The organism is Citrobacter sp. CK202, from assembly GCF_030333225.1.
Classification (GTDB): Bacteria; Pseudomonadota; Gammaproteobacteria; order Enterobacterales; family Enterobacteriaceae; genus Citrobacter_B; species Citrobacter_B koseri.
This window is the reverse complement of record NZ_JAOWGI010000025.1, coordinates 608953-621637: the sequence shown is the minus strand read 5'-3', so window position 1 is coordinate 621637 and position 12685 is coordinate 608953. Positions and strand designations below refer to the sequence as shown.

Here is a 12685-nt window from a genome sequence, read left to right as displayed (position 1 = left end):
CTTGCCTCGGAATTAGCGTCAATGACGGAAAATATTCATAAACATCGCATTCTCATCCTGGATTTTGGTTCTCAGTACACTCAGCTGGTTGCGCGTCGCGTGCGTGAACTCGGCGTTTACTGCGAACTGTGGGCGTGGGATGTTACGGAAGCACAAATTCGCGAATTCAACCCAAGCGGTATTATTCTTTCCGGCGGCCCGGAAAGCACCACTGAAGAAAACAGCCCGCGCGCGCCGGAGTATGTGTTTGAAGCTGGCGTGCCGGTATTCGGCGTGTGCTACGGCATGCAGACGATGGCGATGCAACTGGGCGGCCATGTTGAAGCATCTAATGAACGTGAATTCGGTTACGCGCAGGTGGAAGTGAGAACCGACAGCGCGCTGATTCGCGGCATTGAAGACTCCCTGACCGCAGACGGCAAGCCGCTGCTGGACGTGTGGATGAGCCACGGCGATAAAGTTACCGCTATCCCGTCTGACTTTGTCACCGTTGCCAGCACCGAAACCTGCCCGTTCGCTATTATGGCTAACGAGGAAAAACGTTTTTACGGCGTGCAGTTCCACCCGGAAGTCACGCATACCCGCCAGGGTATGCGCATGCTGGAACGCTTTGTGCGTGATATCTGCCAGTGTGAAGCGCTGTGGACTCCGGCGAAGATTATCGACGATGCGGTAAATCGCATTCGTGAACAGGTTGGCGACGACAAAGTGATCCTCGGCCTGTCTGGCGGCGTTGACTCTTCCGTTACCGCGATGCTGCTGCACCGTGCCATCGGTAAAAACCTGACCTGCGTATTTGTTGATAACGGCCTGCTGCGTCTGAACGAAGCCGAGCAGGTAATGGACATGTTCGGCGATCATTTTGGCCTCAACATTGTTCACGTTCCGGCGGAAGAACGTTTCCTGACCGCGCTGAAAGGCGAAAACGATCCTGAAGCGAAACGTAAGATCATCGGTCGCGTATTCGTTGAAGTCTTCGACGAAGAAGCGTTCAGACTGGAAGACGTGAAATGGCTGGCGCAGGGCACTATCTATCCTGACGTTATCGAGTCCGCCGCTTCCGCCACCGGTAAAGCGCACGTCATCAAATCTCACCACAATGTGGGCGGCCTGCCGAAAGAGATGAAGATGGGTCTGGTTGAGCCGCTGAAAGAGCTGTTCAAAGACGAAGTGCGCAAGATTGGTCTGGAACTGGGCCTGCCGTACGACATGCTGTACCGTCACCCGTTCCCGGGGCCGGGTCTGGGCGTACGCGTGCTGGGTGAAGTGAAGAAAGAGTACTGCGACCTGCTGCGTCGTGCGGATGCAATCTTCATCGAAGAGTTGCACAAAGCGGATCTGTACAACAAAGTGAGCCAGGCGTTCACCGTGTTCCTGCCGGTTCGTTCCGTTGGCGTAATGGGCGATGGCCGTAAATACGACTGGGTTGTCTCCCTGCGTGCGGTAGAAACCATCGACTTTATGACCGCGCACTGGGCGCACCTGCCGTATGATTTCCTCGGCCGCGTCTCTAACCGCATCATCAACGAAGTCAACGGCATCTCCCGCGTGGTGTATGACATCAGCGGTAAGCCGCCAGCAACGATTGAGTGGGAATAACCTCCCGCTTCATGACCACTGCGTTGTAATGAATAAAGACCCTCTGCCTGTGCAGGGGGTTTTTCTTTACCAGACTGAGGCACAGCGCTATCTGTCCGGCGAATGCATATGCAATCCAGAAAACAGTATGTTTATGTGAGCAGGAAAAGTTTAGCGTTGAGCAGGCGTCTCGACTGAGAGAGTGGACTGTTGAGCTTCTTTTTTATCCTGATGATGATGCCAGGCACCGATAGAAGAGTAGACGAAGCGTCCGAAGAAGAAGAGAAAACTGATAAACAGTACGATACGGGTCATTCGACTGTTAAATCGATGTCGTTTTCGCATACTGGTTGCCTGACTCACAAAAGGTTCCTTAGGGTATGCCCAGCATAGTGGGCGATGAGTACATTAAGGCACATTGTAAAGGAATGGTCAATTGTCGATTATGTAAAAATACGTCAGTTGATTTATCTCTTATTGTTATGAAAGATAATTTTAGTATTTACGTTAATAATAAATTAATGATAACGAAGCAGAAAAAACGTAATTATTAGTTAATGAGAAGGAAATTGATTGATATATATCAAATGTTGCTTCCCGTTGATAACTAGAATCAAGACACATATTGTGACGTTGTTTTTATTATTATTTTAAAGTCAGGTGGGATGCCTGTCTGAAGCACCTTGCAGGAAGCGAGGGTTTTTGCTGAGCATCTATGAAACTAAATCAGACCTATATCAAAATCAGAGATAAATGGTGGGTGCTGCCTCTCATTTTACCCTCTTTGCTGTTGCCCATATTAAGCATTGCCAATACCTACGCGCATACCAATACGGGTTCCGGCAATGTCACGCTTTTTTATCTTCCTCTGGCATTCACCATCAGCCTGATGTCATTTTTTGACTGGGCGGCATTACCGGGCATTGCGGTCGCAATCTTCTGGAACCGCTATCCGATAGTGGGATTGTATGAGACGCTCTCCATTATCGGACATTTCATTATCCCGGTCGTGCTCTGCTGGGGCGGGTATCGCGTGTTTACTCCCCGGCGTAATCAGGTGTCTCATGGCGATGCTCACCTGATGTTTCAGCGGATGTTCTGGCAGGTGTTTTGCCCGGCGACGTTATTTCTGGTGCTTTTTCAATTTGCCGCCTTCCTAGGAATGTATGCGAGCAAATCAAGCATGATGGGCGTAATGCCTTTTAATATCAATACATTGATTAACTATCAGGCTTTACTGGTGGGAAATCTTATCGGCGTTCCGCTGTGTTATTTTATTATTCGCACTGTCCGCAATCCTCTGTACCTGCGTGGATATTATGCGCAGCTGAAACAACAGTTTGATAAGAAAGTCACAAAGAAAGAGGTTGTTATCTGGTTACTCGTGCTGACATTGCTCATGACAATGCTTTGCATGCCATTGAATGAAAATAGTTCAATATTTAGCACTAACTATACCTTGTCATTATTATTGCCGGTAATGCTATGGGGAGCGATGCGCTACGGTTATCGATTTATTTCGCTGATATGGTCGGCTGTTCTCATTACCGCAATTCATTATTACCAGAGCTACATGCCTTATTATTCCGGGTATGACACACAACTCACTATTACGTCTTCAAGCTACCTGGTTTTCTCTTTTATTGTGAGCTATATGGCGGTGCTGGCGACGCGCCAGAGAATCGTCAGCGGTCGGGCGCGTCGGCTCGCGTATCTTGATCCCGTCGTGCATCTGCCTAACCTGCGGGCGCTAAATCGCGCGCTGAAAAATTCGCCCTGGTCAGCACTCTGTTTTTTACGCGTGCCCGGCCTGGAATTACTGGGGAAGAACTATGGCGTTATGCTGAGAATTCAGTACAAGCAAAAGCTCTCCCACTGGATAAACACCTTGCTGGTGCCCGGTGAATGCGTGTATCAGCTGTCGGGGCATGATTTGATTCTGCGTCTGAATATGGAGTCGCATCAACAGCGCATTGAAGCGCTGGACAACCATATCAAGCAATTCCGTTTCATGTGGGATGATATGCCGCTCCAGCCGCAGGTTGGGGTCAGCTACTGCTATGTGCGCTCTCCGGTCAGCCATATCTATCTGTTATTAGGCGAATTAAGTACCATCGCCGATCTTTCTCTGATGACCAACAAACCGGAGAATATGCAGCGGCGTGGCGCAATGCATTTGCAGCGGGACCTGAAAGATAAAGTGGCGATGATGAACCGCTTGCAGTATGCGCTGGAGCACGATCATTTTTGCCTGATGGCGCAGCCGATTTCAGGTATTCGCGGCGATGTTTACCATGAAATACTGCTGCGACTGAAAGACGATAATGGCGGCATGATCAATCCCGATGGTTTTCTGCCCGTTGCTCACGAATTTGGCCTGTCGTCCAGCATCGATCTGTGGGTGATTGAAAATACCCTGCGCTTTATGGCGGAAAACCGGGATAAGCTGCCAGCCCACCGGTTTGCCATCAATCTGTCACCAACGTCGGTATGCCGCGCCCAGTTTCCGATTGATGTCAGTAACCTGCTGAGCCAGTACGAAGTTGAAGCGTGGCAACTGATCTTTGAAGTGACCGAAAGCAATGCGTTCTCCAATGCCGAACAGGGTCAGGCAACGTTGTCACAGTTGCAACAGTTAGGTTGCCAGATAGCGATTGATGATTTTGGAACCGGTTATGCCAGTTATGCGCGGCTGAAAAATGTGAGTGCGAATATTCTCAAGATCGATGGCAGCTTTATTCGCAATATCGTCTCTAACAGTCTCGATTACCAGATTGTGGCGTCCATTTGCCATCTGGCGCGAATGAAGAATATGCAAGTGGTGGCGGAATATGTGGAAAGCGAAGAAATTCGTAGCGCGGTGAGCGCGTTGGGGATCGATTACCTTCAGGGCTATTTGCTTGGCGAACCCAGGCCGCTGGCGGCGACGCTGGAAGAGGTGCAGGCACCATTGTCTGGTGCCTGAGGCGAAATTACGCCGCGATAGTGGGCGAACTCTCTTCTTCGATTTTGAGACGCCAGCCCGTGACCGCTTCCCAGTATTGCTGCTCTTTTTCCAGATCGAGCAGGACGAGCGCGTTTTGGCTAAACCAGTCATTCGGGAAGCGCAACGTCCAGTGATTGTCGTCAGTTTTAAGCCGTAGCGTTGGCGGCGTTGTGGTGGCCTGGCGCTGATTATTCAGCAGAACGCCCAGGCGCAATAGCTGAATCAACGGCAGGAATTGTTTTTTCTTGAACAGCGTAAAGCGGGGCAAGTCATCCAGTTTAACGGCTTTACGATGATAACGGACTAATGTCGCCATCATCAGTTGCTGTTCCTGGTTAAAACCCGGCAAATCGCTGTTTTGCAGAATATAGGCAGAGTGGCGGTGCAGGCCGCTGTGGTTGATGTTCAGCCCCACCTCATGCAGCATTGCAGCCCACTTCAGTAACGCTTCCAGCTGCGGATGCGCCAGCTTTGGCTGTTGCGTCTGCCACTGTTCATACATCTGCATGGTTGTTTCCAGTACGCGCCGGGCCTGATCGCTGTCGATGTTATACTGATTCGCCAGGCTTTTGGCCGTACGGCTGCGCACATCCTGATGACGGAAGCGGCCTTCCATTTCGTACAGCACGCCTTCGCGCAGCGCCCCGTCGGAAAGGCGGAGTTCGCGGATCGCCAGCGCATCAAAAACGCCGCACAGAATGGCCAGACCCGGTACAAAGACCGCTTTTCGCTCTTCAGACAGACCCGGCAGGCTCAGCGCTTCAAAGGAGCGGTGCCTGAGCACTTCAGCCATCAGTTTATCCAGCCGTTCTGGCGTAATGAAGCCGTCCTTCTCACCCATTTCCAGCAGCACTTCATGGGCGGCTTTGATGGTGCCGGACGCGCCCAGCGCGACGTTCCAGCCCTGAATGCGGAACTGCCAGGTTAACGTCTCCAGTTTTTGCGCAGCGGCCATTCGGGCGCGCTGGAAATTTTCCGGGCTGATGGCGCCGCCAGGAAAATAGATTTGTGCGAAACTGACGCACCCCATGCGACGGCTTTCGACCAGTTTGGGCTCGAAGTTTTCACCGATGACTAACTCCGTCGAACCCCCGCCGATATCGATCACCAGCTTGCGGCCTTTTTCCGGCTGCGTATGCTCCACGCCCATAAAAATCAGGCGGGCTTCTTCGTTACCGGAAATGATTTCGATCGGGTAGGGGATGACCTTCTCCGCGCGCTTCAGAAAATCGGTGGCGTTCAGCGCCTGGCGCAGGGTATGGGTGCCTACGATACACACGCTTGACGGGGAGAATCCCTGTAGGCGTTCGGCGAATAACGATAAGCAGCTTAACCCGCGTTCTATCGCTTCTTCACTTAACATATTGTCTTCGCCGAGACCATCCGCCAGATGTACGCGCTGTTTCAGCCGACCGATGATCTGCATGGCGCCATCCACCACGCGGGCAATGACCATATGAAAACTGTTCGAACCGAGGTCGACCGCCGCGAACTCCTGCGGCCGGGGTGTCTTGTCATGTATTGGCATAGCGTTAGTCAGGTTGCTCGAGTGATTTGATGTAGTCGTAAATCGCCAGTTGCGACTGCACCTTGCGACGATTTCCGCGCGGCACGTAGCGATTACTCAGTTCTTTATCTATGTAGCGGGCTTTTACCGTGTCGCTAAACAGGATGTCAATAATATCCAGCACGCGTTGCTTAAGACACGGGTCGAGCAGCGGCGCAGCAACTTCGATACGGTAATCGATATTTCTCGTCATCCAGTCAGCGGAGGAAAGATACACCTGCTTGTCGCCGCCGTTGGTAAAAATATAAACCCGGTCATGTTCGAGATAACGATCCACGATACTGATCACGCGGATATTGTCGCTAATGCCTTCCAGATTTGGAATCAGCGAACACATCCCACGAACCAGCAGATTGACCGGCACACCCGAGCTGGATGCGGCGTACAGACGGTCGACCAGCCCCTTATCCACCAGATTATTCAGCTTCAGCGTAATGCCGGAGGGGAGACCTTGCTGGGCGTTGGCGATTTCTTTATCGATCATCTCGTACAGCAGACGTCGTGAGTTCTGCGGAGAGACCAGCAAATAGTCGAACGTCACCGGGCGGTAAGGGTTCTCGATAAAGTTGAACACGCGACGGACTTCGTTCGTGATACGCGCATCGGCGGTCAGTAAGGAATAGTCGGTGTACAGGCGTGCCGTTTTTTCGTTGAAGTTCCCTGTGCCGATGTGCGCATAACGCACTACCTCATCGCCTTCTTTACGCGAGATGAGGAACAGTTTGGCGTGAATTTTCAGGCCTGGCGCCGAGAAGATCACATGCACGCCTGCTTCGGTCAGCCGCTTCGCCCAGTGGATATTCGCCTCTTCATCGAATCGCGCCTGCAATTCTACCACCACGGTGACTTTCTTGCCGTTATGGGCGGCGTGAATCATCGAGTCGATGATGCGTGAATCCTTCGCCACACGGTAGATGTTGATTTTGATCGCCAGCACGCTGGGGTCAAAGGAGGCCTGGCGCAGCAATTCCAGCACATGTTCGAAAGTGTGGTACGGATAATAGAGCAGAACGTCGCGCTCGCGAATGGCGTCGAACCCGTTGCGGAACTTCTCTTTATCGAACCAGAGATGGCGCAGTCGCGGCAGCGGCTTGTTCACCAGATTGGCTTTGCCCACGTTGGGGAAGCTAATGAAGTCTTTGAAGTTGTGATACCGGCCGCCGGGTACGATGGAGTCGTAGCGGGAGATGGTCAGCTTTTCACGCAGCACTTCCACCAGCGCGTTTGGCATATCGCGCTGATAAACAAAACGCACCGGCTCGGCGGTCAGGCGTTGTTTCAGGCTGGAGGACATCAGCTCCATCAGGCTCGATTCCATCTCGTGCACCAAATCGTATTCGGCATCACGGGTCATCTTCATTGAGTAGGCATTCAGCGCGTCGTAGTCAAAGAAGCCTTTGAAGATGTCGTCCAGGCAGTAGCGCAAAATGTTATCCAGCAGGATCATCGGCTTACGGCGGCGCGGCGCTTCCGGCGGCAGATTCACAAAACGCGGCACTTTGTCGGATGGAATTTCCAGCAGCGCGTAGCGGATAGCATCGCCACGAATAATCTCTACGGCCAGATAGGTGTAATCATCTTTCAGAAACTGAACTAAATCCGTTTCGCGATTGATCAGAATTGGCGTGATGTGTTGGCGTAAGTAGTGTTTAAAATAATGCCGCAACCAGCTTTGCTGGTTGGCCGACAGTTGGCGTTCGTTGATTAAGAAGATCTGATTACGCGCCATTTCCAGCAGCAATTCGTTGTACAGGCTGTCGAATTCCTGGTCGGCTTTTAGTACCCGGGACTGGATCTTACCTAGCAGATGGCGAGAATGAGAATTAGAACCCTGTTCTTCGCTGATTATGATGCGACGTTTCAGTTCGGCGAAACGAACTTTATAGAACTCGTCAAGGTTATTGGAATAGATGCCCAGAAAGCGCATGCGTTCAATAAGCGGATTTGATTTATCCGCAGCTTCCTGGAGCACGCGTTCGTTGAACGCTAACCAACTTAGCTCTTTCTCGATGTATAGTTTTTCCTGACCCATTACAACTCACACTCCGTTTTATTCACGGGACACTGCCTGATTATTATGGCGAGCATTGCGCTCAGATGTCCAACTGTGCCAGAAAAATATGACAATAAACCGTCAGATAAGCAAAGAGATGAGGAGAATTCCTGAGGCGTAGACCGGATAAAGCGTTGACGCGCCACCCGGTATTGAAACGTTGGATTGCCTGATGGCGCTTCGCTTACCCGTCCTGCGAGGGAATGTTATTACTCGGCGGCATAGCCTTGCGGCGGCAGGCGATTGCCATCCAGCCAGGCGGCGTTATCACGCATTTCCAGACGGCCATCCACAAACCAACTGACGACCAGCGGATAGATAGCGTGTTCCTGCGTCTGAACGCGGGCCGTAATTTCATCTTCGCTGTCGCCTTCAAAGACCGGAATCTTCGCTTGCAGAATAACCGGGCCGCCGTCGAGTTCATCGGTAACAAAATGGACAGAGGTTCCGTGTTCTTCATCGCCGTTTTCCAGCGCCTGACGGTGCGTATGCAACCCCGGGTATTTTGGCAGCAGGGAAGGGTGAATATTGAGTAGACGCCCCTCATAGTGGGCGACGAACGCGGGGCTCAGGATGCGCATATAGCCCGCCAGCACCACGAGATCGGGGGCGTAAGCGTCTATTTCACGCATCAGTTCGCGGTCAAACGCTTCACGGCTGGCGAATTGATCGGCCGTTAACGCATGTGCCGGAATTCCGGCCTCACGCGCGCGTTCAAGGCCGAACGCGTCGGCCTTGTTGCTGAATACTGCCCGAAGGGTGCCTTTGATTTTTTTCTCTTTGCAGGCATCGATAATCGCCTGCAAATTGCTTCCGTTGCCGGAAATAAGCACCACAAGATTCATCATTGAATAACCACGCGCTGTTCGGAATCAGAGGCTTTAATGATACCGATTTTCCAGGCGTTTTCACCTTTTGCTTTCAGCAGGGCGAGGGCGTTATCCACTTCCGCTTCCGGCAGGGCGATCACCATCCCGACGCCGCAGTTGAAGGTGCGATACATTTCATGCTGGCTGACGTTGCCTGCGGTTTGCAGCCAGTTGAAGACGGCTGGCCATTGCCAGGAAGATTCGTCAATCACCGCCTGGGTGTTGTCCGGCAATACGCGAGGAATATTTTCCCAGAAACCGCCGCCGGTCAGGTGGGCGATGGCGTGCACATCGACTTTTTCAATCAGTTCCAGAATGGACTTCACATAAATGCGGGTTGGCGCCAGCAGGTGATCGGCTAACGGTTTGCCTTCCAACTCGGTGTTTTCCGGGTCGCAGCCGCTGACTTCAACGATCTTGCGTACCAGAGAATAGCCGTTGGAGTGCGGGCCGCTGGAGCCAAGGGCAATCAGCACATCGCCATCGGCCACTTTGGAACCGTCGATAATTTCTGATTTTTCCACCACGCCGACGCAGAAACCGGCGACATCGTAATCTTCGCCATGATACATCCCTGGCATTTCAGCGGTTTCGCCGCCGACCAGCGCGCAGCCTGATTGCAGACAACCTTCGGCAATACCGTTGATCACGCTGGCGGCGGTATCGACGTCCAGCTTGCCGGTCGCGTAGTAATCCAGGAAGAACAGCGGCTCCGCGCCCTGAACGACCAGATCGTTGACGCACATCGCTACCAGGTCGATCCCGATGGTGTCGTGGCGTTTCAGATCCATCGCCAGACGCAGTTTTGTCCCTACGCCATCAGTGCCGGAAACCAGTACAGGCTCACGATATTTTTGCGGCAATGCGCACAGCGCGCCGAAGCCACCCAAACCACCCATGACTTCCGGGCGGCGAGTTTTCTTCACTACGCCTTTGATTCGATCAACCAGAGCATTACCAGCGTCAATATCAACACCGGCATCTTTATAGCTAAGAGAGGTTTTGTCGGTCACTGCTTAGGTCCCCACGCGTTACTTGCGGTGAAAATTAAATTCGGCGCAATTCTAACAGGGAAAGCAAACGTTTGCGAGCCTGCTCTGCATCCGTTTTTATCTGCCGAATTTTTCAGCGTTTTACCGTTGTGTACCCATTTGTTTGAACTGCTCCACGAAAATGAAACCGGGTTCATTACCGTGCTTGAAACCTGCGCCAGTTATGCACAGTATCGTACTGAAACCGGTTTCTGTTTTGCTTCGGGTTGTCAGCGTAGCGGCGTTAACATTGCAATTACAATGAGGGAAACGTATGTCTGGATTTAAAGCGAATTTCATGTGGGGCGGCGCCGTTGCCGCTCACCAGTTAGAAGGCGGCTGGCAGGAAGGCGGAAAGGGGATTAGCGTGGCGGATGTGATGACCGCCGGTGCGCATGGCGTTCCGCGGGAAATTACCGACGGCGTGATCGCCGGGAAAAATTATCCTAACCATGAGGCTATCGATTTCTATCACCGCTACAAAGACGATATTAAGCTCTTTGCCGAGATGGGCTTTAAATGTTTTCGCACCTCTATCGCCTGGACGCGCATTTTCCCGCAGGGGGATGAACTACAGCCGAATGAAGTGGGTTTGCAGTTTTACGACGCCCTGTTTGATGAATGCCTGAAGTACGGTATTGAGCCGGTGATTACGCTGTCGCATTTTGAAATGCCTTACCATCTGGTCACGGAATATGGCGGCTGGCGTAACCGTAAGCTGATCGATTTCTTCGTGCGCTTCGCGAAAGTGGTATTTACCCGCTATCAGCACAAAGTGAAATACTGGATGACCTTCAATGAGATCAACAACCAGGCCAATTATCACGAAGATTTCGCGCCGTTCACCAACTCGGGGCTGAAATACCTGCCGGGCGAAGATCGTGAACCGGTGATGTATCAGGCGGCGCACTATGAGCTGGTCGCCAGCGCGCTGGCGGTGAAAGCGGCGCGGGAGATCAACCCGGCATTGCAGGTTGGCTGCATGATCGCCATGTGTCCGATCTATCCGCTGACCTGCGCGCCGGACGATATGATGATGGCGATGAACGCGATGCACCGTCGCTACTGGTTTACGGATGTGCATGTGCGCGGGAAATATCCGCAGCATATCCTCAACTACTTTGCGCGTCGGGGCTTTGCGCTGGATATCACCGATGAAGATCGCGCAGCCCTGTTACAGGGCTGTGTGGACTATATCGGTTTCAGCTATTACATGTCTTTTGCCACGAAAGCGACCGCAGATAACCCACAGCTCGATTACGACGAAACGAAAAGTCTGGTCTCCAATCCGTATGTGCAGAAGTCGGACTGGGGCTGGCAGATCGATCCTGTGGGGTTACGCTACTCGCTCAACTGGTTCTGGGATCACTACCAGCTACCGTTGTTTATTGTCGAGAACGGCTTTGGGGCGATAGATATTCAGCAGGCAGATGGTTCCGTTGACGATCGGTACCGTATCGACTATCTCGCAGCGCACATTCGTGAAATGAAAAAAGCCGTTGTGGAAGATGGCGTTGATTTGATGGGCTACACCCCGTGGGGCTGCATTGATTTGGTGTCGGCGGGGACGGGCGAGATGAAAAAACGTTATGGCTTTATCTATGTCGATAAAAATAATGACGGCAGCGGGACGCTAGCGCGCCATCCGAAGAGATCTTTTGCCTGGTATCAAAATGTGATTAAAAACAACGGAGAAAACATTTAAAATTCAATGCGTTGTTATTCAGCCCCGCCATCTGTGCGGGGCGTGTTTTATACTCATTCTCCAGACGTATGTCACTTTGGTTGATCCATGTCAAGCATACGTTGTGTTGCGCCAGAGAGGAAAAGCGGTATAATCCGGCGATTTTTTTTGTGGTTGCCACTCGTCTGAGGAAAGGAGAAGAGTATGAAGATCGTGGAAGTCAAACACCCACTCGTCAAACACAAGCTGGGTCTGATGCGTGAAAACGACATTAGCACCAAACGCTTTCGTGAACTCGCCTCGGAAGTAGGCAGCCTGCTGACCTATGAAGCGACCGCAGACCTGGAAACCGAAACGGTAACCATCGACGGCTGGAATGGCCCGGTTGAAATCGAACAAATCAAAGGTAAAAAAATCACCGTGGTTCCTATCCTGCGTGCCGGTCTGGGCATGATGGAAGGCGTCCTGGAGCATGTGCCGAGCGCGCGTATCAGCGTGGTGGGCATCTACCGTAACGAAGAAACGCTGGAGCCCGTTCCGTACTTCCAGAAACTGGTATCCAACATCGATGAGCGTATGGCGCTGGTGGTTGACCCGATGCTGGCAACCGGCGGTTCAATGATTGCGACGATCGATCTGCTGAAAAACGCAGGCTGCCACAGCATTAAAGTGCTGGTGCTGGTTGCTGCGCCGGAAGGCATTGCGGCGCTGGAGAAAGCGCACCCGGATGTTGAGCTGTACACCGCATCGATTGATAAGGGACTTAACGAGCACGGATACATTATTCCGGGCCTCGGCGATGCCGGCGATAAGATCTTTGGTACGAAGTAAGTGAATGAATAATAAAGAGCCGACTTTAAGAGTCGGCTTTTTTTTGAATAAAACACCCATAACATACAACACTCAGAGGAAAACAC

Annotated in this window: 9 protein-coding genes and 1 pseudogene; 5 read left to right on the top strand and 5 right to left on the bottom strand. The window is 52.0% G+C overall.

Annotated elements, in window-relative coordinates; translation table 11 throughout:
* Positions 1-21 precede the first annotated feature (21 nt).
* Positions 22-1599: a glutamine-hydrolyzing GMP synthase gene (gene guaA / locus OGX84_RS12440; RefSeq protein ID WP_058667885.1), complete on the top strand. Its 1578-nt coding sequence runs from the start codon at positions 22-24 to the stop codon at positions 1597-1599.
* A gap of 150 nt (positions 1600-1749) precedes the next feature.
* On the opposite strand, the gene OGX84_RS12435 is transcribed toward guaA, so the two are convergent.
* Positions 1750-1941: a YfgG family protein gene (locus OGX84_RS12435; RefSeq protein WP_012131276.1), complete on the bottom strand. Its 192-nt coding sequence runs from the start codon at positions 1939-1941 to the stop codon at positions 1750-1752.
* Between the two features lie 119 nt (positions 1942-2060).
* Here OGX84_RS12435 and OGX84_RS22825 point away from each other — a divergent pair.
* Together OGX84_RS22825 and OGX84_RS12430 are read left to right on the top strand one after the other, a co-directional pair.
* Positions 2061-2129 (top strand): annotated as a pseudogene (locus OGX84_RS22825) (hypothetical protein); the annotation flags it as partial.
* Positions 2130-2293: 164 nt separating this feature from the next.
* Positions 2294-4543 (top strand): sensor domain-containing phosphodiesterase, encoded by a 2250-nt coding sequence (locus tag OGX84_RS12430; RefSeq protein WP_199977477.1) that lies wholly within the window; start codon positions 2294-2296, stop codon positions 4541-4543.
* A gap of 7 nt (positions 4544-4550) precedes the next feature.
* On the opposite strand, the gene ppx is transcribed toward OGX84_RS12430, so the two are convergent.
* The 4 genes from ppx to purM all read right to left on the bottom strand — a co-directional run bounded on the left by ppx (position 4551) and on the right by purM (position 10066).
* Positions 4551-6092, bottom strand: a complete 1542-nt coding sequence (ppx, locus tag OGX84_RS12425; RefSeq protein WP_275165730.1) for an exopolyphosphatase — start codon at positions 6090-6092, stop codon at positions 4551-4553.
* A 4-nt stretch (positions 6093-6096) separates the two neighbouring features.
* Entirely contained in the window at positions 6097-8163 is a 2067-nt protein-coding gene (ppk1, locus tag OGX84_RS12420; RefSeq protein ID WP_012131280.1) for a polyphosphate kinase 1, read from the bottom strand.
* 230 nt (positions 8164-8393) lie between these two features.
* The gene (gene purN / locus OGX84_RS12415) at positions 8394-9029 is read right to left on the bottom strand and encodes a phosphoribosylglycinamide formyltransferase (protein WP_077956824.1); all 636 of its coding nucleotides are present in this window, start codon (positions 9027-9029) and stop codon (positions 8394-8396) included.
* Positions 9029-10066 carry a phosphoribosylformylglycinamidine cyclo-ligase gene (gene purM, locus OGX84_RS12410; RefSeq protein ID WP_024130122.1) on the bottom strand — a complete coding sequence of 346 codons (1038 nt, stop codon included), beginning with the start codon at positions 10064-10066 and terminating at the stop codon, positions 9029-9031. Before purM ends, purN begins: the two co-directional genes overlap by 1 nt.
* Before the next feature lie 292 nt (positions 10067-10358).
* On the opposite strand from purM, the gene OGX84_RS12405 reads away from it, so the two are divergent.
* Together OGX84_RS12405 and upp are read left to right on the top strand one after the other, a co-directional pair.
* Positions 10359-11789, top strand: coding sequence for a 6-phospho-beta-glucosidase (locus OGX84_RS12405; protein ID WP_112001770.1), 1431 nt, complete (start codon positions 10359-10361; stop codon positions 11787-11789).
* A gap of 183 nt (positions 11790-11972) precedes the next feature.
* Positions 11973-12599: a uracil phosphoribosyltransferase gene (gene upp / locus OGX84_RS12400; protein ID WP_012131286.1), complete on the top strand. Its 627-nt coding sequence runs from the start codon at positions 11973-11975 to the stop codon at positions 12597-12599.
* The last annotated feature ends 86 nt before the right edge of the window (positions 12600-12685 follow it).

Coding starts and splice junctions, on each gene's coding strand:
- guaA (WP_058667885.1), top strand. CDS start 22: ATGACGGAAAATATTCATAAACATCGCATTCTCATCCTGGATTTTGGT.
- OGX84_RS12430 (WP_199977477.1), top strand. CDS start 2,294: ATGAAACTAAATCAGACCTATATCAAAATCAGAGATAAATGGTGGGTG.
- ppx (WP_275165730.1), bottom strand. CDS start 6,092: ATGCCAATACATGACAAGACACCCCGGCCGCAGGAGTTCGCGGCGGTC.
- ppk1 (WP_012131280.1), bottom strand. CDS start 8,163: ATGGGTCAGGAAAAACTATACATCGAGAAAGAGCTAAGTTGGTTAGCG.
- purN (WP_077956824.1), bottom strand. CDS start 9,029: ATGAATCTTGTGGTGCTTATTTCCGGCAACGGAAGCAATTTGCAGGCG.
- OGX84_RS12405 (WP_112001770.1), top strand. CDS start 10,359: ATGTCTGGATTTAAAGCGAATTTCATGTGGGGCGGCGCCGTTGCCGCT.
- upp (WP_012131286.1), top strand. CDS start 11,973: ATGAAGATCGTGGAAGTCAAACACCCACTCGTCAAACACAAGCTGGGT.